The organism is Mesorhizobium sp. M4B.F.Ca.ET.214.01.1.1, from assembly GCF_004791545.1.
GTDB classification, from domain to species: domain Bacteria; phylum Pseudomonadota; class Alphaproteobacteria; order Rhizobiales; family Rhizobiaceae; genus Mesorhizobium; species Mesorhizobium abyssinicae.
This window is the reverse complement of sequence record NZ_SRUX01000003.1, coordinates 374,078-397,633: the sequence shown is the minus strand read 5'-3', so window position 1 is coordinate 397,633 and position 23,556 is coordinate 374,078. Positions and strand designations below refer to the sequence as shown.

The window sequence follows — 23,556 nt, the reverse complement described above, 5'->3', positions numbered from 1 at the left end:
TGGTTTCAGAAGGTCTGCCCATGGATCATGGCCAGGTGCTCGACGATCGGTCCGATCGCCAGCGCCGGGAAGAAGGTGAGGCCGACGACGATCAGGATGACGCCGACCAGCAGGCCGACGAACAGCGGGCCGTCGGTGGGGAAGGTGCCGGCCGACGCGGGCACCGTCTTCTTTGCCACCAGCGAGCCGGCGATGGCCAGCGCCGGGATGATGACCAGGAAGCGGCCCATCAGCATGCCGATGCCGAGCGTGATGTTGTACCAGGGCGTGTTGCCGGTGAGGCCGCCAAAGGCCGAGCCGTTGTTGGCAGCGGCGGACGTGTAGGCGTAGAGGACCTCGGAGAAGCCGTGCGGACCGCCATTGCCCATCGAGGCGACGGCGCTCGGCAGCACGACTGCGATGGCCGTGAAGATCAGCATCGCCAGCGGCAGGCAGAGGATGGCGAGCATCGCCATCTTGACCTCCTTGGCCTCGATCTTCTTGCCGAGATATTCAGGCGTGCGGCCGACCATCAGGCCGGCGACGAAGACGGTGACGACGATGAACATCAGGATGCCGTAGAAGCCGGCGCCGACGCCGCCGACGATGACCTCGCCGAGCTGCATGTTGAGGATCGGGATCAGGCCGCCGATGGCGGTGAAGGAGTCATGCATGGCGTTGACCGCGCCGCAGGAGGCGGCCGTGGTGATGACGGCAAACAGCGCCGACGCCGCGATGCCGAAGCGCGTCTCCTTGCCTTCCATATTGCCGCCGTCGATGCCGAGCGCATGGACCAGCGGATTGCCCGATGCTTCCGCCCAGTAGCAGACGGCGACTCCGGCGACGAACAGCGCGCCCATGGCGGCGAGGATCGCCCAGCCCTGGCGCTGGTTGCCGACCATGCGGCCGAAGACGTTGGTCAGCGCCGCGCCCAACGCGAAGATGGTCACCATCTGGATCAGGTTGGAGATCGCGTCGGGGTTCTCGAAAGGATGCGCGGCGTTGGCGTTGAAGAAGCCGCCGCCATTGGTGCCGAGCATCTTGATGGCGACTTGCGAGGCGACGGGGCCGAGGGCGAGCGTCTGCCTGGCGCCCTCGAGCGTGGTGGCGTCGACATAGGGGCCAAGCGTCTGCGGCATGCCCAGCCAGACATAGACGAGGGTGAGCGGGACGCAGAGCGGCAGCAGGATGTAGAGCGTGCAGCGGGTCACATCGACCCAGAAACTGCCGATCGACTTTGACGAGGCGCGGGCGAAGCCGCGCATCAGCGCCACCGCGATCGCGATGCCGACGGCCGCCGAGACGAAGTTCTGCACGGTAAGGCCGACCACCTGCACCAGGTAGGACATGGTGCTTTCGCCGCCATAGTTCTGCCAGTTGGTGTTGGTGACGAAGCTGGCGGCGGTGTTGAAGGCGAGGTTTTGCTCGACGGCCGTCATGCCGGCGGGGTTGTAGGGCAGCACGCCCTGCAGCCGCTGAAGGGCATAAAGCAGCAGGAAGCTCGCCAGGCTGAAGACCATGATGCCGGCCGCATAGGTGGTCCAGTGCCGCTCCTCGCGCTCGCTGGTTCCCGAAATGCGATAGAGCCCGCGTTCGACCGGGCCGAAGACCGGCGATAGCAAGGTGCGCTCGCCATTGAAGACCCGGTACATGTAGCCGCCGAGCGGCTTCACCAGCAAAACGACGATCCCGCAATAGACGAGGATCTGTATCCAACCGTTGAGAGTCATGAGAATAGCTTTCCGTGCCTTGCGCCAGATGCGGTCAGAAGCGTTCCGGGCGAACGAGGGCGTATGTCAGGTAGACGAGCAGGAACAAGGTCACGCCACCCCCGAGGAAATAGTCGAGAAGCATTTTCGGACCTTTCGCTCAGAGAATGTCGCAGGCTTTGATGTAGGCGAAGGATAGGGCGAAGAACAAAACGCCTATCCCGATAACGATGACGTCCATCGCGCGTGGTCCTTATTTCCGGTTGGCTTCGGCCTGCCCGCGGTCGGCAGGGTCAGAGCGGCACAAGACACCGCCGCGACTGCAATGCGGAAGCCGCTACGGGGTGCTTGCCCCCGGGAATATGGATCGGAAGGCCATAAAGGTTCGAGACGGGGCGGACAGGAAAGAAATAGGAATCCCATAAAGATTTCGGACCGACAGGCGGCACTGCCTCTCACTGTCCCGCGGGGCACTTGCAGGCTGGCCCCGCCGGATTATCAATAGTCTCGAGGCACATTCTGCGTGGCCCCAGGCTTGGCGGCGCGCGGTCGATATTCCGAGGAAGGACAAGAAATGCTCGACATCGCACCATCGCAGCAGGCGGCCACCTGGCTCGGTTCCTTCGCCCGCACGCTCGAAGCCGGCGACATCGAGGCGGTGGCCAATCTGTTCGTCGAGGACTGCTACTGGCGCGACCTGCTCACCTTCACATGGAACATCAAGACCATGGAGGGCCGGGCGGCGATCCGCGACATGCTGGAGGCGACGCTCGCGACGGCACGGCCGTCGCGATGGAGCCTCACCGGCGACGCGAGCGTCGACGATGGCATCATCGAGGCCTGGTTCAGCTTCGAGACGGTCGTTGCCAGGGGCGAGGGCATCCTGCGCCTCAAGGATGGTCGCTGCCGGAGCCTGTTCACGGCGATGAGCGAACTCAAGGGGTTCGAGGAGCAAAGGGGTCCGGCGCGGCCGCTCGGCATCCGCCACAAGGCCGATCCCGATCGCGAGACCTGGGCGGAGGCGCGGGCACGCGAGGCACGCGACCTCGGTGTCAGGGAGCAGCCCTATTGCCTTGTCATCGGCGGCGGCCAGGGCGGCATCATGCTGGGCGCCAGGCTGAGGCAGCTCGGCGTTCCCGCGCTCATCATCGAGAGGAATGCGCGCGCCGGCGATTCCTGGCGCAACCGCTATCGCTCGCTCGTGCTGCACGATCCGGTCTGGTACGACCATCTGCCCTACATTCCGTTCCCGGAGAACTGGCCGGTGTTCACGCCCAAGGACAAGATGGGCGACTGGCTGGAAATGTATGCCCGGGTGATGGAGCTCAACTACTGGGTCGCCACCAAATGCGTCAGCGCCGCCTATGACGAGGCCGAACAGGTCTGGACGGTCGTCGTCGACCGCGTCGGCCAGCGCATCACGCTGAAGCCCAAGCACATCGTCTTCGCCACCGGCGCCTACGGGCCGCCGCGGCGGATCGACCTGCCGGGCGCCGAGGCCTTCAAGGGCGAGGTCCTGCATTCCAGCCAGTATGCCAGCGGCGAGAAGTTCCGCGGCAAGCGGGTCGCGGTCATCGGCGCCGCAAGCTCGGGCCATGATGTCAGCGTCGACCTCTGGGAGAGCGGCGCCAAGGTGACCATGGTCCAGCGCTCGCCGACCACGGTGGTGAAGTCCGACACGCTGATGGAGGTCGGCTTCGAGATTTTTTCCGAGAAGGCACTGGCGCGCGGCATCACCACCGACAAGGCCGACATGATCGTCGCCTCGACGCCGTTCGCGCTGGTGCCCAAGGGCCAGCGGGCGCTGTACGACGTCATCCGGAAACGCGACGCGGACTTTTACGACCGCCTTCAAGCCTCGGGCTTCGCCATCGACTTCGGCGAGGACGAGACCGGCCTGCTGATGAAGGCCTATCGCACCGGCTCGGGCTTCTACATCGATGTCGGCGCCTGCGAGTTGATCCTGAACGGCGAGATCGCGGTCAAGAGCGGCGTCGGCATCAAGTCGCTGACACCGAGCGGCATTCTGTTCGAGGACGGCAGCGAGCTTGCCGTCGATGCAATCGTCTGCAGCACCGGCTTCCAATCGATGAACGAGACGGTGGCGCAGATCGTTTCGCGCGAGGTCGCCGACAAGGTCGGTCCGTGCTGGGGCCTGGGCTCCGGTGTCAAGGGCGACCCCGGACCGTGGCAAGGCGAGTTGCGCAACATGTGGAAGCCGACGGCGCAGGAGGCGCTATGGTTCCACGGCGGCAATCTCGCGCTGTCGCGGTTTTATTCGAAGTTCGTGGCGATGCAGATCAAGGCGCGGATGGAGGGGATTGCGACGCCGGTTTATGGCGAGCCGAGCAACGCCGGGTAAGGTCGACCCCCACTCCGTCGATCTTCGCTCGCCACCTCTCCCCCGATCGACGGGGGAGGGGAAAGGCGCGAATTCGCCAACCCTGGCGCGCCCTTCCTCTCCCTCCGGAGGGGGGAGAGGTGGCGCTGCGAAGCAGCGACGGAGTGGGGGAAGCCATTCGCCAAACGTGCCGCCACCGCAACCCGGGCATCTCCCCTCACGTGGGGGGGAGATTGGCCAATCACTTTCCAAAATGCCTGGCCGCTACTTCCACATGCGTGTGACCCGCATGCGGCTCGAAGCGTTCGGTCTCATTTTGGTCGCCGGCGTCGTTCGGCCACCATGTGCCGCCGATGACGATGCCTTCTGAGACCAGCCGCTGATCGGCGACCAGCGCGGCGCCGACCGCGTCGACGAAGGTGAAGCGGCCCGCTTGCTGTCGCAGAACCGCGACGTCGCCGATGCCGCCGACCTTGAGCGTGCCAAGCTCCGGCCTGGCGATCGCCTCGGCCGGCCGCTGCGTCGCTGCGCGCAGAACCTCGACCAGCGGCATGCCGAGCGCCATCAGCTTCGACATGCAGACGACGATGTCGAAGGCGGGGCCGTCGACGCAGTAGAGATGCACGTCGCTCGAGATGACGTCAGGCGCAAGTCCCTCGCCGAGCATCGCCTTCGCGACTTCGAAGTCGAAGGAGCCCATTCCGTGGCCGATGTCGAAGATGACGCCGCGCTCGCGCGCCAGCCGCATGTCCGGGCGCACCGCGCCCGAGGCGAACACCGGCGCGTTGGGAAATGGGCGGAAGCAGTGGGTGAGGATGTCGCCCCGGCGCAGCCGCGGCAGCACTTCGGAGCGGCCGGGCGGCGGCTCGTCAATATGCGCCATCAACGGCAGGCCGGCCTGATCGGCCGCTTCCAGCGCCAGGTCGACCGGAGCGATGCCGCTGGTGCCTCCGGCATGCTTGCCGGAGCGGACCTTGACGCCGACGACGACATCGGCGTGCTCGCGCACCGCGGCCACCGTCTCGCGTGGCTCGCAGAGCCGCAGATCGCTGCACTCGCCGACGGAGACCGTCTGCGCGAAGCCGAAGATGCCGGCGAAGGAGATGTTGACGTAGGCGAGGATGCGGACCCTCGAGCGCTCGATGACGTGACGGCGGAAGCCGAGGAAATTGCCGGCGCCGGCGCTGCCGGCGTCGATGAAGGTGGTGGTGCCGCTCTTCGCCGCCAGCCGGTCGGCGTCGACACCGAGCGAGGTGCCGCCCCAATAGACGTGGCTGTGCAGGTCGATCAGTCCCGGCGTGACGAGGCAATCCCGCGCATCGATGACCTGCGTTGCGTGCTCGGCATCGATGGCGGCCTCGATCGCGGCGACATGGCCATCGGCGATGGCAAGGTCGCGCGGCGCATCGAGCCCGGAAGCGGGATCGATGACACGGCCGCCCTTAATCAGGAGATCGAATTGCATCGGCTGGCCTCTTGCTTGTCTATCAGAGCGGTCGGTAGGCGACCGCCTCGACCTCGATCTTGATGTCGATCATCAGTCGCGACTCGACCGTGGTGCGGGCCGGCGGATCCTTGGGGAAATGCCTGGCATAGACGGTGTTGAAGGTGCCGAAGTCGCGCGCGTCCTCCAGCCACACGGTCGTCTTGACGACATCGTCCATGGTGCAGCCGGCAAGCGCCAGGGCCGCCTTGATGTTCTGAAGCACCTGCTCGGTCTGCTCGACGATGCCACCCTTGACCACCATGCCGTCGCTGCCGACCGGCACCTGGCCCGAGACATAGACGAAATCGCCGGCGCGGACGGCTGGCGAAAGCGGCACATGGGACGTTCCGAAACACTGCTTGGGCAAGGAATAGCCTCCTGTTCAGACATGGCAGGACGGTTGCTGGTCCCGCCGCTGCCGACCCTCTACCCCTATCGACGCGATCCTCCTAGTGCCCGCTGTTGGAAAGCAACATTCTTAGCGATGGATGTTGCTTTCTTACAGGCAGGCCAGCATCTTGCGCCGCCATGCCGGCCGCGACCCAGGAGAGAGAAAAATGACCTTCGACAAGAACCCGTTTCCGGCCGGCGACGCCGATCGCCACGCGCTGTGGGAAATGCTGGTGCGGCGCGATATCGATGCCTTTCTCTCGCAGGACTGGTCGATGGTCGAGGACGATTTCGTCGCCGAAAGTTTCTTCGGCATGCATGCCCATTTCCTCAACGACGCGGACGCCTGGCGGCTGCAGTTTCCGACGCTTGTCGCCTATCGCGACGAATGGCTGCGCCAGGCGAAGGAGACCGCGGCGACGGCATTCGCCGAGCCGCTGCGCGAGGCGCTGTTCCGCGTCACCAACATGCGCGACATCGACGTCGACGGCGATCGCGCGGTGCTGCACAAGAAGTTCAACGGTTCGGTCACCAAGGCGGACGGCAGCGTCGACAGGCTGAAATGGCAGACGCTCTATTTCTGCTCGAAGGCGGGCGGCCGCTGGAAGATAACGGGTTTTGTCGGCTACATGCCGCATCCGCTGGGAAGCTAGGCTTCAGCTGAAGCCTTCGGCCTACTGCCCTTTGATGCTCTCGGCGATTTCGTGCAGCACCTTGCGGTCAGTGCCGTGCCGCTTGATGAGCGTGCGGGCCTGTTCCGGCGTGATGCCGGCTTCCTCGGCGAAATGCCTGACCTCGTAGTCCTCGTCGCCGGCCACTTGCGAACGGTCGCGGTTGTCGGTCTTCGTCTTGTCGTCGGCCATGACTGCGTTCCTCGTTCAACACGAGATAACGAAGAGGGTCGGGTGGGGTTCCCGGACCCTGGGATTCAACGCGAGCGCACGGATGCGCAAGGAGCAAGCAGGCTCGGGCCTTAATGTGTCCGGTGGTCGAAAACCACGCCCATGGTCTTACCAATTGCCGCCATCACGATCAGCTCGACCAGATGGTCGTCGCTGTCGTCGCAAGCCGGACCGATGCGACGGATGGCGTCGATCGCCGCCCGGGTCGATACGGTATCGCCGGCGCGGAATCTCGAAAGCGCAGAGGAAACAAGTTCTTCTGCCGTCGGGTCGATGGCTGCCACTTTTGGCACGATGGTCATTGGCCTCCTCCTGCCATGAACCCTCACACGGACAATGATACGCCAAAGGCCGGCCGGCGCCAGCGAAATGGTGGTCCGACCAGTGTCACTGGCGACAGCCTGCCGCCATTGCCTACCCTGTCCTCGATGATCCGCGACTACGCCGCTGTCACGAGCAACCGATGGTGTGCTTGGGCGGCGCGTCGTTTTCGTCCGGGTTGGGAACCGGGTCTTCGTCCGGAAGCCGCTCCGGTTCCGGCTCACGCATCGGCTCCGGTTCGGGAAGCGGCGGCGGCGTTGGCATCGGAGTGGGCGTGGGATCGGGATTGGGAAGAATTGCCATCGTGTGTTGTCCCTGCGCTCGGTGTCTCAGGCGCGTTCGTTCAGGCTCGACGTTCGGGTGATGCGGGCAGAACGGCTGCGCCCCGCGCATGGTTCCGACTGACCTCTGCGCGCCGGCCGCGGCATGCGGTCACGCCGCCCCCGAAAATGATTCACGACGCGGCCCGTTCCGGGTCTTGCCGACCATCGGCGGCGCCATAATTCCACTTCAGGGGTTGGGTCATCTGCTGAAACAGGAGGCGGCCGTGAAACACCAAACCGTGGACCAACTCAATGCCGTTGCCGACGTTCATGCCGAAGCAACGTCTCTCTTCGCAACCCGAGCCCAACGCCTCGAACGCTGGGCGAAACTACTGGAACAAAATCTCGATCGGCGCCTCGTGGCGCTCACGGGCACCGAGTACACGGCGCCCGACCTGCGTGACAAAATGCGCTGCGCCGGATCTCCGATCGATGTCGCCTTCGAGGATCCGATCTTTCGCGCGCAAGGCCTGGCCGATGACACTTACGGCGAAGCCAGGCGCTTCTTCGAGCTGAGCGACTGGCAGCTGCACGAGATCGTCTGCCATTGCCATGTCGGCGCGTCGTTGCCGGCCAGATGGACTGCCTCCCGCGTGCGCGCGGCAATCTCTCCCGGATCGGGCGTCTTCGCCTGGCTGAGAGCCTTGTTCATCCACTGACAGGGTGGTGAGGCCGCCGACTTGAAGCGGCTCCGGTTCGACCTCGAACCGGACCGCTTTCATCGTGGATGGAGCGAGGTTCAGACCGAAAGGGTCCTGCGCGGCCGGGCGCCCTTGCAGCCAAGCGAGTGACGATCGGGTCCGTCGCCCGGCGCGCCGGTCACGTCGTTGTCTGGATGATCAGCGTCAGCGTGCCGTCGCCGTCGATGTTGGCCGCGACGACTTGCGAGGAGTTGAGCCCGTTGGCCTGCAACACGGACAATGCCTGCGGCGAGGCATCGACGGAACGCTGCAGCTCCAGCAGCTCGTCGGCGCTGGTCTCGGTGATCACGGCTTCCGCCTGCTGCTTGAGTTCCGCCGGCAGGTCCTCCACCGCGACGAGGGCGATGTTGGTGAAATCCTGTCCGGAGAGGTTCTGGTCGGGCGCCGGCTGATCCGGCAGCGGCTGCTGGGCCGGGGGCAGGTTCTGGGGAAGCTGCGGGTCGGCAAGTTGCGCCGAGGCCGGCTGGGACAGGGCGAGCGCAGAGAGCGCGACGATCGCCGTCAACATCCGCATCGTCTTTCCTTCCGTTCTTTTGGGGTGGTGTCCTTGCGACACAACCAATCCGCGGACCGATGGTTCCCGAATGAGCACGGCACCAGAGCGGGGCCGCCACCCGGCGGCGTCATCAAGCCGCGATGGAACGTTTCGGACAGGCGTTCATTTTTCCAGATCACCCCATCGGCGAGGGGCGCTGCAACGTGAGGAGAGAACCATGAAAATCAGGGATTGCATGACGCAGGCCGTTCGGGTCGCCAGTCCCGACCAGACCTTGCGGGACGCGGCTCGGGCCATGGCCGATCTCGACGCCGGTGTGTTGCCCGTCGGCGAGAACGACCGGCTGGTCGGGATGATCACCGATCGCGACATTGCCGTACGCGGCGTCGCGGAAGGCAAAGGCCCGGATACGAAGATCAGTGAGGTGATGAGCGCGGAGGTGAAATATTGCTTCGACGACCAGGAAGTGGACGACATCCTGCGCAACATGGGTGACCTGAAGCTGCGGCGGATGCCGGTCCTCAGCCGCGAGCACCGGCTGGTCGGCATCATTTCGCTCGGCGACCTCGCCACCAACAGCAACGCGGCATGGGCCGGCGAGGCGCTTGGCGGCATTTCGCAGCCAGGCGGCGAGCATTCACAGACCGCGCACTGACGGATCACGCCAGCGCGTCCAGCGAGCCCTCAGCGCCAGCCGAGGGCTGGCGCGACGAATTTGAGGATCGCCTCGATCACATGCGCATTGTAGGCGACGCCGAGCTGGTTGGGCACGGTGAGAAGCAGCGTGTCGGCCTCGGCGATCGCCTCGTCCGCCTTTAGTTGTTCGATGAGCACGTCCGGCTCGGCGGCATAGGTGCGGCCGAAGACGGCGCGCTTTTCGGGCTCGATATAGCCGAAATGATCCTCGCCCTCGCTGTTGCCGAAATAGGCGCGGTCCATGTCGTTGACCAGCGCGAAGATGCTGCGGCTGACCGAGACGCGCGGCTCGCGGCTATGGCCGGCCTCGGCCCATGCCTTGCGGAAGGCACGGATCTGCTCGGCCTGCTGGATATGCAGCGGCTGGCCGCCCTCGTCGAACTTCAGCGTCGAGCTCTGCAGGTTCATGCCAAGCTTGGCCGCCCATTCCGCCGTGGCGTTGGTGGCCGCACCCCACCAGATCCTGTCGCGCAGGCCCTCGGACAAAGGTTCCAGGCGCAGCAGGCCGGGCGGGTTGGGGAACATCGGCCGCGGATTGGGCTGGGCGAAGCCGTGGCCGCGCAGCACCTCGAGGAAGACCTCGGCGTGGCGGCGGGCCATGTCGGCGTCGCTCTTGCCCTCCTCGGGCACGTAGCCGAAATAGCGCCAGCCATCGATCACCTGCTCCGGCGAGCCGCGGCTGATGCCGAGCTGCAGCCGGCCGCCGGCGATCAGATCGGCGGCACCCGCGTCCTCGACCATGTAGAGCGGGTTCTCGTAGCGCATGTCGATGACCGCAGTGCCGAGCTCGATACGGCTGGTTTTGGCGCCGGCAGCGGCCAGCAGCGGGAAGGGCGAGGCGAGCTGGCGGGCAAAATGGTGGACGCGGAAATAGGCGCCATCGGCGCCCAGCTCCTCGGCGGCGACCGCAAGGTCGATCGACTGCAGCAGCGCATCGGCCGCCGAGCGCGTCCCCGACTGCGGCGACGGCGACCAATGCCCGAACGACAGAAAGCCAATTTTCTTCATGGGATTACCGGATGCGGGTGGAGGATTGGGCGGGAGCAATCGCATATAGGGTTTCACGCGGTATCGCCGCAAGGTGGCCGCTGGTTCATTCGCAAGCGCGTGACGCTCGCACAGACGGCCCCATCATTGCATGCTGGGTGAAAGCGCGATGACAATCGGATGGTCGCTGAGCGTAATTTCGAGCGAACGCACGTTGCTCAGTGTTTGGACAGGCTCAACGCCAATTGTTGGATCGTAGGTCGTCACCGACGCGCGTGTGTCGCCAAACTGGAGCGTCACATAGTCCTGACCGCTCAATCGTTCGTCCCACACGATAAGTTGGAATGTGCCGTCGCTGTGTTGCAGGAGCAGCTCGTGCACGGTCTCGGGTTGGTCCGCGATCGTGAAGTCGAGCTGGCCGGGTTTGGCGAGGGTACCTTTGTCCGCCAAAATCGTCGTAAGGTTGTGAAGGTAGATCGCGGCCTTGCGGGGTGAATAATCGGGTTTGAAGAAGCCGAAGGATTGGTTGCCCTCTTCGTCGGTACGGTCCCGCAACAGATAGACCGATGTATAGGCGTAGCCGCGCTTGAACTGCGCGAGGTACATGCTCATCAAATTCAAGCCATGCATTTGTTCGGTGACGCTACCTCCGATCGCAACCCCGGTCTCGGTCGTGACACGCGGCAGCGTATTGAGTTGCTCCTGGGTGTAGCCCTGAAATCCTCTGCCCCAGGTGACGCCGAAATTGCCGAATAGCCCGTCCACTCTGGATGCGGCGGTTGGATCCGCAGCGTGCCACGTCTTGTTGTCCGCCGGATATGGCGAATGCGAGTGATAGATGTAGTTGTGCAAATTGGCGTAGTCGGCATACTTCGTGCCGTCTGGCATCCGGGTTTGGGCGTCGGGCGGGATCGTAAGGAACTGAAGGCCGACATTGTCTCGCTGCGCGCCGGGTTCCGATATCGACCAGACGGGATATTTCGCGAGCATCGGATCACTTTTGACGGCCTGGTAAAGATCGCGCTGAAGCTTTGCTACGGCCATCCACGAAGCCTCAGTACCGCCGCCGTTCTCTCCCTGATAGGTGACGCCCCAGTTGTTCGGCTCGTTGTTGCCCTCGAACGCGAGCAGCGCGCCGGCTTCGGCAAGCACTCTGCCTGTTTCGACCAGCTTCTTCACATCGGTCCCACCACTGACCAATCCCCAATTCAGACGCGCGCCGGTTTCGCGATGCAGATCAAGAAAGGTCTGGATGGTTGTGGGACCCTCGTCGCTCAAACCTTCTATTCCCGCCCTGACCCACCGAAAGCCGCAATAGCGGACCATTTCGATAGTCCTGGCCAACGGCTGGCCTCGATCGGGGAATGTGCTGACGACGCCGATGCTATTGAGAAAGTCGTTCGTCGCAACGGCGGTCTTGGGCGCTGCAAGCGAATGGTGGGGCGATACCGGCACCACAGCCAGCGCCAACCACACGCCGACGAGGGAGCGAAGCATTTTTGAAGGGATGATCATCGCCTGGGACTTCAAGCCTCTCCGGGAAGAGCAGGGGTCTGCGCGCGTGCGCTGCTCCCGCCGTCGCTGGTACACCCGCAGTCGGGTGCCGGACCTAAAGCTTGAACCAGCCAGTGCTGGAGGTCCCGCGCCAGCGAAGTTACAGCCGCATCAGGAGTTCCTCAATTAAGGCTAAGTGCGGGTGGCCGTCATCCTTTTTGGGGGCGTGACCGGCCCGCGGTGCCATCTGACAGCCAGGCTTTGCGAGGCGGCCAAAGAGGTGATGATCGAGGTGGCAGCGGCCCACGAGGGAAGTGGCAATTTCGGTGGTGGAGAAATGACGCCGCCGGTCCAAGGCGGTGGTTTCACACTTTCGCCGTGCGCCAGCCGGCCGATCCCGCTTCCGGTCGCGAACAGAACCATTGCTCGCCACGGGCCGGGTTTGTGGGGGCGCCGGCTTTTGGCGGCTTTCCCCAAAATGTTTGTTTTTCAGGTCTTTAGTGGCCTACGGCAGTGATGGCGGAGAGAGCGGGATTAGACGCCAAAGGGCCCTATGCCCTTGAAATCGTTGATTGTGCTTGGTAATCGCCCCTTGGAGTTGGTCTAAGTGGATGGTCTAAGCATGGCAGGTTTCAAGGGCAGAGCGCGGCGGCACCTCTCGCTGAGGGGGCGAACGTGGTGGTTCAAGATGGCGATACCGGAGGCGGCTCGCCATGAGTTCAAGCGCCGCACGGCCATCGTGGAAAGCCTCGAAACCGGGGACATCCGGGTTGCAATGGAAAGGCGAGACGCGAGAGAGCGGACAGCCCTCGACCTATTCAAGGCCATCAAGGCCGGGGAAGCGGTGACACCGGAGCAGATCGACGCGACCTCGCGGGGTGCCATCGTTCGGGAAGCGATCAAAGCCCTTCAAGATGCAGGCGATACCGACGCGCTGCACGACGCTGTAAGCGCCGCCGAGGACGAGCGTGACCATTACCGAGGCAAGGAACGGAAGCTGTTTGACACTGCGGTGTCTGGGAAGGTGCCCGTCGATCAGCACCTTGAGGCGTATCTGAAAGAGGCAAAGCTCGCCGACAAGACGACCGCTGAGTGGCGGGGACTGGTCAAGCGGTTTGCCCGATGGTGCGCCGAGAAGACCCTCAGGCTGGCCGACATCGACCGTAGGAACGCAGGCAAGTACGTCTCGGAGGAAATCGCAGAGATGCACCCGAAGACCGCCAAGAAGCACCTTTCGGCGGTGCGGGGTTATTGGGACTATCTGGCGCGGCGGGGCCTCGTTGACACCGAGCAGAGCGGCAACCCATGGGACCGCCAGCTACAGCCCCAGCGGCGCAAGAAGGGCTCTGCCGAGGCCACGCAGGGGGAACGACCATTCATCCCGAGGGAATTGAACGCGGTGCTGTATGGGCAGCAGCTCGACAGCGGCGACAGGATAGAGGCGGGGCAGTTCGACCACCAGCTACAGGACGCGGCATTGGTCGGGGCGCTGTCTGGAATGCGCCTGGAGGAGATCGTGACGCTTCGGGTAGGGCAATGCGCAGGCGGTTGGTTCGACATACGGGACGCGAAGACACAGGCTGGCATACGGCGGGTGCCGATACACTCGGGGCTGGTCAAGCTGGTAGGGCGACGGACTAAGGGCAAGAAGCCCGGTGACTGGCTGTTCCATGAATTGGCCAACGAACGGGACGCGGCGGCGGTGACGACCAAACGGTTCACGCGCTACCGGGTGGCTTGTGGTGTTGACGACAAGCGGGACGGTAGGCGCAGGAGCTTGGTCAACTTCCATTCGTTCCGGCGCTGGTTCGTCTCTCAGGCGGAACAGGCGGGCATACCTGAGACGACCGTGGCGGCTGTTGTCGGGCACGTCGAGGGGCGCAAGTCGATCACCTTCGGGGTTTACTCTGGAGGACCGAGTGATGCGCAGAAGGTGGCATGTGTGAAGGCCGTGAAGTTGCCGCAGCCGCCACTTGCGGGTTGACGCCAAACCTGAGCAGACTTGTGGCAGCAAACGAGGAACAAACGCGCTGATGTTGCCCGCAACCGAGGAGGAGAAAGCCGACGTCGTCAGGTACTTACTGTCACAATCGCCAGCCCGCACGAAGGTGACATTCCTTCAGAAGGTTTATTCCGAGGCGCTGATCGGCCACCGGCACGATGTGTGGGATGTTCATACGGGCAAGGGCCGTTGGTGGGTGATTACCAATCCGACAAATCTTTATTCGCAAGAACAGTTCCCAAACATGGACCTTGCGGTGACATTTCACATGGGCCTCTGCTTGCGTATCCCGCGCACCCAACAACAGCGCAAGTCCGATAGACGCATCATCCCGTTTGGGAGTGTCTTCACACATCTGGTTGAGGCCACAGATGCACTGGGGCAGGCCCAGAATGTGCCTGACTATCAAGCCATAGGGATGCGAGCGCGCGAGGCTCTTCTCGCGTTCATCCGCGCCGCTCAAGACATTACAGAGTGGACCATGGAGCCGGCCCCGAAACGCGCCGACTTTCGCGCTTGGACTGACTTAATCTGCAATACAGCATTAGGCGGAAGTGCGCAGCAGGAACGCCGACACCTATTTAAGGCGATGCTGACAGAGGCATGGGTGTTCTCGAACTGGCTGACCCACGCCCACTCGGCCACATGGCACGACGCAGAAGCGGCGATTGCGGCGGTCGAGCATGCTCTGGGTCTGGCGTCCTCGTTGGTACTCCGCCACGCAAGGGAGGTGCCTGAACAGTGTCCCGAATGCGGCTCGCCTCATCTATCTCCGCAGGAAGGGTGGCGGGAGGATTTGCCGGAGATCGCGTGGGAACGCCCCGTATGCGGTGACTGTGGCTGGATGGGAAAGGGCGTTCCGATAGGGCCTCGTGACGGTGAGACGGATGAATTGTTCATTCGTGAAGGTGCAGATGAAGGGGACGATTGCGTGATCATGACAGTCCCCTTGGTTGCGCTGAAGAAGCCGGGCGAGGGCGTGAAGCCCGCCAGACGGGGCCGAAATGTTGGGCGGAAAAATCCGCGTGGGTGATCAGATAACTGGCTCGCGCGAGGACCCCCGTGCCCCCCCTCTCCGTCGCCACGCATAGCGCTTCAAGCACTCGCTTGTCTCCCAATCGTGCTTTTGCCGACATTGCCAATGGGCTACGTTTCTGTCTGCCATCACCGAAGGGATCGTAAGATGCAGAGCAGCATACTCATGGAAATTCGTGACAACATTTTCCTTATAATCGCATTCGCTATTGGCTTTGCTGTACCTGTCGTCAGCATGTTCAAGCCGTGGAAAGGAGGATTGTGGAACTATCCATCTGATCCAAAAGAACAAAGACGGCTCGCGTGGAGCGTTTTTGCATCGTTAGTTGCGATGTGTTTTATGGCTTTGCATATTTATTCTAGGCGTTGAAAACAGACGCGGCGGCGCAGCCCATCATTTCGCGTGAACAAAGGTAATCCTTACCTCACATCGCGGTTGACATGTGAACTTCGTGTGAGGTAAGTCGTGTGAACATTGGCTCTAAGGAGATAGTTCACACCATGGCAATCATCGGATACGCCCGCGTCAGCACGACCGACCAGAACACGGCAGTCCAGATCGACCAGTTGAAGGCGGCAGGGGTGACCGACGACCACCTCTTTGAAGACCGGCTGTCGGGACTTGACGACAAGAGACCTAAGCTCGCTGAGATGCTGCGGCACGCCCGCAAGGGTGACACGGTGGTGGTGACGAAGGTTGACCGGCTGGCACGGTCGGCGGCACATCTGCACCAGATCGTGGACGACCTCGACAAGCGAGGTGTTGGGTTCCGGGTTCTGAACGACCCGTCGCTGGACACGACCAAGCCGCACGGCAAGCTGATGTTTGGCATCCTCGCCAGCATTGCAGAGTTTGAGACCGCCCTCAGGAAGGAGCGGCAGATGGAAGGCATCGCCAAGGCGAAGGCTCGGGGTGACCACCTCGGGAGGCCAAAGACGGTGACTTCCGAGGTTGAACAGAAGGTGCGCGACATGCGGGCCGTTGGGGCGTCCCTGAGGGCCATTGCGGCTGCTGTTGGGTACTCCACCGCTACCGTGCAAAGCGTTCTCAAAGGAGATGAGACAACAGGATGAAGAAGGGTAGGAAGTTCCTTGGTGGCAAGACCGGGCGCTATGAGGGCGCTGGACCGAAGCGGTATCAAGGGGGCTGGGAGCATGACGGCCTGAGCTTCGCGGAAGTGGTCAAGGTCAAGTTCCCGAAGACGGGAGAGGAAAGTCGCGCGGTGAGACGCGAGCGGATACGGAAGGCGCTCCGATACTGGGCGCGCGGGCAGCTTCGGGCTTGGACCGCTGACTGGGAAGTCTACAAACCGATGGTGGCCGAGATTGACGCGATGGTGAAGGCCAGACGGTCGGTGGGAGCCGTCCAGGCCATGGTGATGGAGCGAGTGACGGCACGGAGCTTCGTGGTTGGGACCTCCGAATACCAGAAGTGGGACGGAAGACAGCCGGGGATGGCCGATAGCATTGAACAAATAGAGGACCATTTCAAACCAGTGGAAAGGCCAGATGATGGAGAGCGCGTTCGGAAGAGCGAGAAGGAACTCTTCGATGAACTTCAGGCCATCTTGAGGGATGCTCCGAGGGGCCGGTAGAGGTTACTTGGTCGGATAAGGCCCACCTGTTCGGACGACAACACCCTCTCCTCACGGCTTCTCACCTACCGATCTGTCCGGCGTTCTCCCGCTGCCTGCCCTGTTCCATTCCGGGGGCCGTGGCGCGCGGTGGCTGTGGCCGGTCGGTAGATGTGAGGCCGTGTGTGCCCCTATCTGTCCTCCCCTTTTGGACTGGACGGTTCAGGGTCGCGGGTTCCCTCATACAACAACAATCTGAAAGGTGAACATGATCACAGGAGCGGCTGAGGCATTGGCCGGCCTTATAGAACTATCAGCGTCCCGCCAGGACAACCTCAGCAGGCCCGACAGATTGCCGCTTGTGAGCGTGAGGGTGCTGCCAGACCTATTCCAGCCACGCGGCGGGATGGATGAGCGGCACCTATCCGACCTTGTGAAGCTCCTCAGGAGCCGGAAGGACCTCGACCCCGTGACCGTGATGGTTGTCGGGGACAGCTACGTCTTGATCGACGGGCACCACCGGCACGAAGCGTACCAGCGGACGGGCAACGACAGCATCCCCACGGTCTATTTCGAGGGGACCCCTGAGGAGGCCGTGCTGGAGGCCGGGAAGGCGAACGCCAAAGCCAAGCTACCGATGTCCTCCCGTGAGCGGCAAGACTTCGCGTGGCGGCTTGTCGTGCTGGATCGGTACAGCAAGGCGAAGGTGGCAGACGCGTCGGGAACGTCGACGTCACAGGTGGCCACCATGAGGAAGGCCAAGAGGGTACTGGGGGTGGACGCCGGGAACTTCGAGACGTGGTTCAAGGCAAGGAAAGCAGCTGAAGGAAAGGACATGGACGGGGCGGACGAATTTGACCCTGAAGAGTGGAAGCAACAGGTAGCAGATCGGTTTGCGGATACGCTTGCGAGAACCTTCTCGGGGCGGCTGTCCGACGACCCTGAGATTGCCGCTATGGCCCTTGCGGCGTACTTCGGCAGGCGGCTTCCCGAGGTGGTCGGGGAACTTCAAGGCTTCCTGCCCGAGGTGGCCGACGAGGAGTTCTGAGGACCCTCAGGTGTACAACCACTACGGTGTACGAATTGTACAGGCTGGGACCCAAAGAGGCCCGGCGACAACATCAACGCAACAGCAGAGAAGCAGAGGAATTTGAGATGCAGGACGAAGCGACGCGCCGGAAATGGCGTGAGTACAAGAGCAAGTGGCGCGCGGAGAACCCGGAGCGCAACAGGGAACTCGACAGCCGGGCCTATCACCGAAACCGCGAGACCATCAACCGGAAGCGCAAGGAGGTGCGGAAGCTGTTCGCGGAGTGGCGGCAGTCGTTGAAGGTGATGCCGGTCAATGACTGACCGTTACATCGAGATCATCCCCACAATCCGTGTGATCGAGACCGACCGCGAATGGATTGTCCAGGCGGTCGAGACGAAACGAACCCGTAGGCGCGGCGCTCAGTCGACCGGCGAATGGACCGACCGCGCATACCTCACCAGTCGGACGATGCTGAACGGCGAACTTAAACGCCTTGTTGGCAACGGTGCGATGAAGGCGGGCCTTGTTGGGCACGTCAGCCAAGCGGTTCTGGACTGGCTCGACAGCCTGCCGGATCGGCACCCGTCGCGCGAGGTCCCCACGGTGTTGGACATGCTGGAGGCGTCGACAGCGGGCAGCGAGCATGGTGAGACTTTCCATGACCATCTGCCGCTCATCGTGAGGCATGGGCCGCTGAGGTGGCGCAACGACCGGAATGCCCGCTTTGACCCTTGACGAAATCAGGCGGCGTGACTGGGTCGCGACTTATCCGGCGAGGGCCGCAGCCCTTGCCCTGATCGAGTGGTTGAACGCCGATGACTGGGAAATCTCATCGGAGCTTGACCGGAGGCTGCCGGGCATCGGCATCGACTGGACGAGCAGTTTTTCCGTGGCAGCCGAGCGGTGCTTTGAGGTCTATGGCTTCCCTGAATTGGGTGCTGTAGCGGTTGCCCGGAGAGTTGCCGAGGTGTGGATGCGGCCCACCCGCTCAGCGCCACAGGAAGGGGTCACCGGAGGCAGCACCAGCCTTTCCCGTCCAGCCACCCCAGCCGCCCCTTGCGCGCGTTCTGAGAGCCCTGAGGCGTTGACCTACGGGTTCCAGCCTCGGCGCTGACTGCGTCAACCACCACCGCCATCACAAGCAGACCAAGCCTCGGGGCAATTCCGCTCCGGGGATCACATCAACGTTGAAGGATCAAACGAAATGACCGACTACATCGACAACCCGAACAAGTACCAGACCGACAACACGCCCGTGGCGCAGGCCATGATGAGGGCGCGGGAAGCACAAGCCGAAGCCGACAGGGCAAAGCAAGGTGCGCTGGCTGCCGAGGCCGCAGAGCGGGCGAAGCAGGACGAAATTGACCGTGCGGTCGAACTCTCGATGTCCCGCATGAACCAGCAGCTTCAGGCCCAGCGCATGGGTGTGAAGACCCAAGGAGCGATCCGGTCTCAGGATGTCGGGGTTGTGCCACCCATGGCAGAGGTCGAGAAGACCACGGTCAAGGTTCTTGGCGGTATCGAGGTCAGCTTTAGTCAAGCGAAGGACATGGCCGAGACGGGGCAGATTACGCAGGCCGAGTTCAACAAGGCCGTGGTCGATGGTCTGGCTGTTCGGGGCTACGCAGCACCGAAGTCTTTCGCCTGACCACGGAGGCCGAGAGTGACGAGGGGGCTTCGGCCCCTGAGTTGCCTGCCGTGGACGACAAGACCGAAGAGGAGGAACAGACCGACGACGAGAAGGAAGACAAGCAGCATGCCGAGTTTGTGCGCATGGCGGACCAGAGCCTTGACCGCTTCAGGGACACTCATAGCGAACCCCAGCAGCAATTCATTGTGGACGCCTTCGTGGAGACGGGAGAGATACCAACCGGGGAAGCCTTCGGGATCGAGGAGGTGGAAGCGGCTGTGGTCGAGACTGCATTCACTCAGCACCTCGACCGCAACGTTCTGCGGCAGCATGGGCTGACGCTGGCGACCTACTTCGAGCATGTCGACGAGGCCGACTACCCAGCGCTGCGCAAGGCTGCGGTCAAGGGTGAATGGCACGTCTTCCACAGGCATGCTCAAGCCATAGCAGCGGCCCGTAAGGACGGCACAGCTTTCGCCGATTGACGACCTTCCTGCCCCCGATGCATCGCCCCAAGAGGTGTGTCGGGGGTGGGGTCTTTGTGGCATCCGTCCCTATTGCACGAACCCCTGTTCCGCCATGCAGCCCTTGAAGGTGCTGCTCGACGCCATCGCTCCGGCAATCCAGAGCCGTCCAGCCATCACCTGCGTTTCGCTTGCGCGACCATTGCAAATCGCCTTGGCCCTTTCGAAGCGGCTGTCTTTTGTTGTGGCCTTAACCTCACGCCACTGCCCCGACGACGTCGTGTTGTTGCACCCGACGAGCGCCAAGCCGAGCGCGGCTATGAACATGGACCGCATTCATCCCTCCCGGTTTGGCGCAGCATGCTGGAAGTTGAAAATGAGGGCAATGGGTCGATCCGTTGCGATACCCATGGCAGGCGCCAACGGTGTATTGAAGATGTGGGAGCATGGCGCGCAGCGAAGCGCGCTAATCGGGGCGTATGAGGAATGATGCCAGATTGGTCTAAGTGATTGGTCTAAGTCTCAGGCGATCATTCACCTAAGATGCTGATTTTGCTTACTAAATCGCCTCATTGTGAGGAATGGCGGAGAGAGCGGGATTCGAACCCGCGTTACGGTTTCCCGTAAACACACTTTCCAGGCGTGCGCCTTCAACCACTCGGCCACCTCTCCGTCCTTGCATGGCGCGCCGGCCGGTTTTGCCGCGCGGGTTGGGGATATGCGGTCCCTTGGGAATTTTTCGGGCGGTATTTCCGCACCTCGAGCGCCGTCAACCGGCGGGCACTCTTTCCCCGCACCTGCAGCGTCGAAGCAGCAGGCGCGGGGCTCATCTAGTCGATCCCGGAGCGAATGCCAAGCCATAATGGCGCTTTGTCGGCTTTGCCGCATAAGGGATCGCTCGCGAGGCCCCGGCCGCGGCTTCGCTAGGCTCCCGGCGGGCCGAATGATGTGCACAGGCCGGGTGTCACAGCCTGTCGTTGCTTGACTTCGCCATCCGTCCGCTGTCCTTGTCGATACAAGGCTTTGCGGGGGCTCAGTCCGGAGATGACTTCGACCAACCAGGAGCCGGCGGCGCGGCCGGATAGCGGGCTGTCCTACGTGCCCGTGGCGTGGCTCGTCATCGTCATGGCCATGTCGGTCTACGGCCTGATGTCGACATGGCGGCTGATCGGCGAACCCAGCCTGCCGGAAAGCGTCTTCTTCCTCATCTATGGCGGCCTGATCGCGGGCATCGTCACCATATTGTGGGGCCTTTACCTGCTCGGCCTCGCCTTCAACCGCTCGGCGCGCTTCCCGCGCCATTTCGCCATCTGGCAGGTCGCGACCATCCTATGGCTCTTGGCGCGGCAGGCCTATGTGCTGCTCACGCCCGACTTCGTCTTCTCGGCGAGGAGCCTCGTCTTCACCGCGGGCGAGATCGCCATCGGCGCGCTTTGCCTCTATCTGCTGCGGCGCGGGGCCGGCGCCGATGCGGTCTATGCCAATGCGGAAACCGAAAGGCCGTCGGTGCTGGTTTCCGTGGTCGCGGCCTTGCTCGGCATCGTCCTTGGCGCGGCGATCGGCGCCTGCGCCGGCTTTGCCGCCGGCTCGCTGATCGCGGATGCCACCGATATGAGCTGCTTCGAGGGCGCCTGCGGCTATTTCGCCGTGTTCATCGGGCTGGCCGGCCTGATCGCCGGCGCCATCGCCGGCGGGCTGTTCGCGGTCTGGCGCGTCAACCGCAAACGCAAGCCGGCGGCATAGCTCAAATTCGCGTGTCGCGATTGCCGGCAAGGCGCGCACGCTCTATCTCTGCGACGGGGAAGGGACGATGCCCGAGGCTCTCGCGATGGGCTTGGCACCTCGTCCCGAGGGAGGATGGTCTCGATGCTACGCTTCATCTTTCGTCTCGCGGCGATGGTCGCGCTTTCGGTTTCGGTGATCATGGCAGTGGTCGACGCGACGCGCTCGGTGGCGGCCTCGGCGCTGGTCATGACGCCGCTCAACACGAGCTGGCTGGCGGTATCGCCAGACACCCGCGCGGCCTTCGAGACCTACGTGCGCGACAAGGCCAGCCCGCTGCTGTGGGATGGCGTCATCGCCTGGGTGCTCGCCCAGCCCGGTTTCGCGGTGTTCGCTGTCGTGGCCTTCCTGTTCTACGCCATCGGCTACCGGCGGCAGCGGCGGGGCGGCGAGTTCGCCGCCACCTGACGTCGTCCGCGCCGGCCCCAAGGGCAGCCGAAGAACGGATGATGCGCCGCGCCGCATGCCGGCGGCATGCTTTTCCAAAAGGTCAAAATTCCGCGTGAATTTTGTTTCGGGCCGTGCCAGATTGGCCGCGAGCGGGAGGGGCATACTTCCTGCCAGACGCCGTCTGCCCGCCGGAGAACCGGGCTGTCAGGCGGTGCGTAACGGAAAAATAACCGACAGGGTGTGGATCACATGAAACGTATCGTTCTTGGCCTTCTGGCCGCAACCGCAATGGTTCTTCCGGCTTTCGCCGCGGATATCCAGCCGGCGATCCTCTACGATCTCGGCGGCAAGTTCGACAAGTCGTTCAACGAGGCATCCTTTAACGGCGCCGAGAAGTTCAAGACCGAGACCGGCATCGCCTATGTGGAATTCGAGGTCTCGAACGCCACCCAGCGCGAGCAGGCACTGCGCCGCTTCGCCGAGGACGGCCGCAATCCGATCGTCATGGCCGGCTTCTCCTGGGCGGACGCGCTGGACAAGATCGCCACCGAATTCCCCGACACCAAGTTTGCCATCATCGACATGGTCGTCGACAAGCCCAACGTCCGCTCCGTCGTCTACAAGGAGCAGGAAGGCTCCTACCTCGTCGGCGTGATGGCGGCGATGGCCTCGAAGTCCAAGAAGGTCGGCTTCATCGGCGGCATGGACATCCCGCTGATCCGCAAGTTCGGCTGCGGCTATGTGGGCGGCGCCAAGTCGGCCGGCGCGACCGATGTCATCCAGAACATGACCGGCGACACGCCCGCCGCCTGGAACGATCCGGCCAAGGGCGGCGAGATCGCCAAGACGCAGATCGACCAGGGCGCCGATGTGATCTACGCCGCGGCCGGCGGCACCGGCGTCGGCGTGCTGCAGGCGGCGGCCGATTCCGGAAAGCTCGGCATCGGCGTCGATTCCAACCAGAACGGGCTGCAGCCCGGCAAGGTGCTGACCTCGATGGTCAAGCGCGTCGACGTCGCCGTCTATAACACCTTCATGGATGCCAAGAACGACAAGTTCACCGCCGGCATCAACGACCTCGGCCTCAAGGAAGGCGGCGTCGACTACGCCATGGACGATAACAACAAGGCGCTCGTCGACGATGCCATGAAGACGGCGGTCGAAAAGGCCAAGGCCGACATCATCGCCGGCACCGTCAAGGTGCACGACTACATGTCGGACAACGCCTGCCCGTATTGATCGGCAGCGGTATTCAGTAGAGTGAACCGCCGGGTGAAAACCCGGCGGTTTCTTTTTTGCCGCCGTCGGCGTCCTAAGTGATTGTTTTGACTAAATTCCGGACGGAAAACCGTTTCACACTTTTCCTGGAGTTGCTCTAGGGCACAAGCATGCCGTCGGCCGACCATGCACCGGTGAGATAGCCGAGCGCGAAGGCGGCCACCAGCGCCAAGGCGATGGCAAATCCGCGCCGGCCGCCAAGGGCGTGCAGGCCGACGCCGTAGGGCGGGCGCTCCAGCCTGCGGATCATCGTTGGCCCCGCTTCCTCGCCGCTGTCGCCGCCACCAACGCCGGCAAGCCGCATCTGCGGCAATTCGGCGATGCGCCGGGTGACCAGGTCCCAGCGCTTGTCGGTCGCGCCGTCTGCCGGCGCGGCGGGGTCGAAGGCGCGCATGCGCTCGGCCAGGCGCAGCACCGCGTCGCGGAAGGCGGGGTCGATTTCCAAATCGCGTTCGGCGCGCCGGCGCTCGACGTCGTTCATCAGGCCGAAGACATAGTCGCCGGCGCGGGCGATGCGGTCGCTTTCACTGGCCATGCGGCTGT

28 protein-coding genes and 1 tRNA gene are annotated in these 23,556 nt (G+C 63.3%); 16 read left to right on the top strand and 13 right to left on the bottom strand.

Annotated features, from left to right (window positions below; genetic code table 11):
- Window positions 1-5: 5 nt before the first annotated feature.
- Both kdpA and EN857_RS08310 read right to left on the bottom strand, forming a co-directional pair.
- Window positions 6-1,709, bottom strand: coding sequence for a potassium-transporting ATPase subunit KdpA (kdpA, locus tag EN857_RS08315; protein WP_135858284.1), 1,704 nt, complete (start codon window positions 1,707-1,709; stop codon window positions 6-8).
- 34 nt (window positions 1,710-1,743) lie between these two features.
- The gene (locus EN857_RS08310; protein ID WP_126058331.1) at window positions 1,744-1,833 is read right to left on the bottom strand and encodes a K(+)-transporting ATPase subunit F; all 90 of its coding nucleotides are present in this window, start codon (window positions 1,831-1,833) and stop codon (window positions 1,744-1,746) included.
- A gap of 429 nt (window positions 1,834-2,262) precedes the next feature.
- On the opposite strand from EN857_RS08310, the gene EN857_RS08305 reads away from it, so the two are divergent.
- Window positions 2,263-4,050 carry an NAD(P)/FAD-dependent oxidoreductase gene (locus EN857_RS08305; RefSeq protein ID WP_127283515.1) on the top strand — a complete coding sequence of 596 codons (1,788 nt, stop codon included), beginning with the start codon at window positions 2,263-2,265 and terminating at the stop codon, window positions 4,048-4,050.
- A gap of 220 nt (window positions 4,051-4,270) precedes the next feature.
- Here the strand turns inward: EN857_RS08305 and EN857_RS08300 are convergent, their stop codons facing one another.
- Both EN857_RS08300 and EN857_RS08295 read right to left on the bottom strand, forming a co-directional pair.
- A complete protein-coding gene (locus EN857_RS08300) occupies window positions 4,271-5,494 on the bottom strand; it encodes an amidohydrolase/deacetylase family metallohydrolase (RefSeq protein WP_127391432.1) in 1,224 nt (407 codons plus the stop codon).
- Between the two features lie 22 nt (window positions 5,495-5,516).
- A complete protein-coding gene (locus EN857_RS08295; protein WP_127283517.1) occupies window positions 5,517-5,882 on the bottom strand; it encodes a RidA family protein in 366 nt (121 codons plus the stop codon).
- Between the two features lie 190 nt (window positions 5,883-6,072).
- Here EN857_RS08295 and EN857_RS08290 point away from each other — a divergent pair, with 190 nt between their 5' ends.
- Window positions 6,073-6,558: a hypothetical protein gene (locus EN857_RS08290; protein ID WP_127283518.1), complete on the top strand. Its 486-nt coding sequence runs from the start codon at window positions 6,073-6,075 to the stop codon at window positions 6,556-6,558.
- A 21-nt stretch (window positions 6,559-6,579) separates the two neighbouring features.
- On the opposite strand, the gene EN857_RS08285 is transcribed toward EN857_RS08290, so the two are convergent.
- From EN857_RS08285 to EN857_RS34645, 3 genes are all read right to left on the bottom strand, one after another.
- Window positions 6,580-6,768: a DUF3606 domain-containing protein gene (locus EN857_RS08285; protein WP_126058336.1), complete on the bottom strand. Its 189-nt coding sequence runs from the start codon at window positions 6,766-6,768 to the stop codon at window positions 6,580-6,582.
- Window positions 6,769-6,878: 110 nt separating this feature from the next.
- Complete coding sequence (locus tag EN857_RS08280; RefSeq protein ID WP_127391222.1) at window positions 6,879-7,109, bottom strand: hypothetical protein; 231 nt, start codon at window positions 7,107-7,109, stop codon at window positions 6,879-6,881.
- Between the two features lie 148 nt (window positions 7,110-7,257).
- A complete protein-coding gene (locus EN857_RS34645; RefSeq protein ID WP_187331323.1) occupies window positions 7,258-7,431 on the bottom strand; it encodes a hypothetical protein in 174 nt (57 codons plus the stop codon).
- A gap of 244 nt (window positions 7,432-7,675) precedes the next feature.
- Between EN857_RS34645 and EN857_RS08275 the strand changes: the two genes are divergently transcribed.
- Window positions 7,676-8,110, top strand: coding sequence for a hypothetical protein (locus EN857_RS08275; RefSeq protein WP_127283530.1), 435 nt, complete (start codon window positions 7,676-7,678; stop codon window positions 8,108-8,110).
- Window positions 8,111-8,270: 160 nt separating this feature from the next.
- Here EN857_RS08275 and EN857_RS08270 read toward each other — a convergent pair whose 3' ends face one another.
- Complete coding sequence (locus EN857_RS08270) at window positions 8,271-8,660, bottom strand: hypothetical protein (protein WP_245493257.1); 390 nt, start codon at window positions 8,658-8,660, stop codon at window positions 8,271-8,273.
- A gap of 205 nt (window positions 8,661-8,865) precedes the next feature.
- Here EN857_RS08270 and EN857_RS08265 point away from each other — a divergent pair, with 205 nt between their 5' ends.
- Window positions 8,866-9,303, top strand: a complete 438-nt coding sequence (locus EN857_RS08265) for a CBS domain-containing protein (RefSeq protein WP_127391224.1) — start codon at window positions 8,866-8,868, stop codon at window positions 9,301-9,303.
- 29 nt (window positions 9,304-9,332) lie between these two features.
- Here EN857_RS08265 and EN857_RS08260 read toward each other — a convergent pair whose 3' ends face one another.
- Both EN857_RS08260 and EN857_RS08255 read right to left on the bottom strand, forming a co-directional pair.
- Entirely contained in the window at window positions 9,333-10,352 is a 1,020-nt protein-coding gene (locus EN857_RS08260; RefSeq protein ID WP_127283522.1) for an LLM class flavin-dependent oxidoreductase, read from the bottom strand.
- Window positions 10,353-10,475: 123 nt separating this feature from the next.
- Window positions 10,476-11,861 carry a glycosyl hydrolase gene (locus EN857_RS08255; RefSeq protein WP_127391225.1) on the bottom strand — a complete coding sequence of 462 codons (1,386 nt, stop codon included), beginning with the start codon at window positions 11,859-11,861 and terminating at the stop codon, window positions 10,476-10,478.
- A 586-nt stretch (window positions 11,862-12,447) separates the two neighbouring features.
- Between EN857_RS08255 and EN857_RS08250 the strand changes: the two genes are divergently transcribed.
- The 9 genes from EN857_RS08250 (at window position 12,448) to EN857_RS08210 (ending at window position 19,584) form a co-directional block, all read left to right on the top strand.
- A complete protein-coding gene (locus EN857_RS08250; protein WP_127391226.1) occupies window positions 12,448-13,809 on the top strand; it encodes a site-specific integrase in 1,362 nt (453 codons plus the stop codon).
- A 49-nt stretch (window positions 13,810-13,858) separates the two neighbouring features.
- Entirely contained in the window at window positions 13,859-14,860 is a 1,002-nt protein-coding gene (locus EN857_RS08245) for a hypothetical protein (RefSeq protein ID WP_135858281.1), read from the top strand.
- Window positions 14,861-15,363: 503 nt separating this feature from the next.
- On the top strand, window positions 15,364-15,936 hold the full coding sequence (locus EN857_RS08240) for a recombinase family protein (RefSeq protein WP_127391228.1): 573 nt from the start codon (window positions 15,364-15,366) through the stop codon (window positions 15,934-15,936).
- Window positions 15,933-16,457, top strand: coding sequence for a hypothetical protein (locus tag EN857_RS08235; protein WP_127391229.1), 525 nt, complete (start codon window positions 15,933-15,935; stop codon window positions 16,455-16,457). The genes EN857_RS08240 and EN857_RS08235 overlap by 4 nt, the downstream gene beginning before the upstream one ends.
- Before the next feature lie 247 nt (window positions 16,458-16,704).
- Window positions 16,705-17,484 carry a ParB/RepB/Spo0J family partition protein gene (locus tag EN857_RS08230; protein WP_145971927.1) on the top strand — a complete coding sequence of 260 codons (780 nt, stop codon included), beginning with the start codon at window positions 16,705-16,707 and terminating at the stop codon, window positions 17,482-17,484.
- A gap of 107 nt (window positions 17,485-17,591) precedes the next feature.
- Window positions 17,592-17,789 (top strand): hypothetical protein, encoded by a 198-nt coding sequence (locus EN857_RS08225; RefSeq protein ID WP_127391231.1) that lies wholly within the window; start codon window positions 17,592-17,594, stop codon window positions 17,787-17,789.
- Window positions 17,782-18,204, top strand: a complete 423-nt coding sequence (locus tag EN857_RS08220) for a hypothetical protein (protein WP_127391232.1) — start codon at window positions 17,782-17,784, stop codon at window positions 18,202-18,204. The genes EN857_RS08225 and EN857_RS08220 overlap by 8 nt, the downstream gene beginning before the upstream one ends.
- Before the next feature lie 469 nt (window positions 18,205-18,673).
- Window positions 18,674-19,117, top strand: coding sequence for a hypothetical protein (locus tag EN857_RS08215; RefSeq protein WP_127391233.1), 444 nt, complete (start codon window positions 18,674-18,676; stop codon window positions 19,115-19,117).
- Window positions 19,118-19,167: 50 nt separating this feature from the next.
- On the top strand, window positions 19,168-19,584 hold the full coding sequence (locus EN857_RS08210) for a hypothetical protein (protein WP_127391234.1): 417 nt from the start codon (window positions 19,168-19,170) through the stop codon (window positions 19,582-19,584).
- Window positions 19,585-19,653: 69 nt separating this feature from the next.
- On the opposite strand, the gene EN857_RS08205 is transcribed toward EN857_RS08210, so the two are convergent.
- Complete coding sequence (locus EN857_RS08205) at window positions 19,654-19,899, bottom strand: hypothetical protein (RefSeq protein WP_127391235.1); 246 nt, start codon at window positions 19,897-19,899, stop codon at window positions 19,654-19,656.
- Window positions 19,900-20,145: 246 nt separating this feature from the next.
- A tRNA-Ser gene (locus EN857_RS08200) sits at window positions 20,146-20,235 on the bottom strand.
- Window positions 20,236-20,607: 372 nt separating this feature from the next.
- On the opposite strand from EN857_RS08200, the gene EN857_RS08195 reads away from it, so the two are divergent.
- From EN857_RS08195 to EN857_RS08185, 3 genes are all read left to right on the top strand, one after another.
- The gene (locus EN857_RS08195) at window positions 20,608-21,306 is read left to right on the top strand and encodes a hypothetical protein (RefSeq protein ID WP_127391236.1); all 699 of its coding nucleotides are present in this window, start codon (window positions 20,608-20,610) and stop codon (window positions 21,304-21,306) included.
- Between the two features lie 123 nt (window positions 21,307-21,429).
- Window positions 21,430-21,753 (top strand): hypothetical protein, encoded by a 324-nt coding sequence (locus tag EN857_RS08190; protein WP_127391237.1) that lies wholly within the window; start codon window positions 21,430-21,432, stop codon window positions 21,751-21,753.
- A gap of 231 nt (window positions 21,754-21,984) precedes the next feature.
- Window positions 21,985-22,974, top strand: coding sequence for a BMP family ABC transporter substrate-binding protein (locus EN857_RS08185; RefSeq protein ID WP_127283526.1), 990 nt, complete (start codon window positions 21,985-21,987; stop codon window positions 22,972-22,974).
- A 136-nt stretch (window positions 22,975-23,110) separates the two neighbouring features.
- Here the strand turns inward: EN857_RS08185 and EN857_RS08180 are convergent, their stop codons facing one another.
- A complete protein-coding gene (locus EN857_RS08180) occupies window positions 23,111-23,548 on the bottom strand; it encodes a hypothetical protein (protein ID WP_127391238.1) in 438 nt (145 codons plus the stop codon).
- Between the last annotated feature and the right edge of the window lie 8 nt (window positions 23,549-23,556).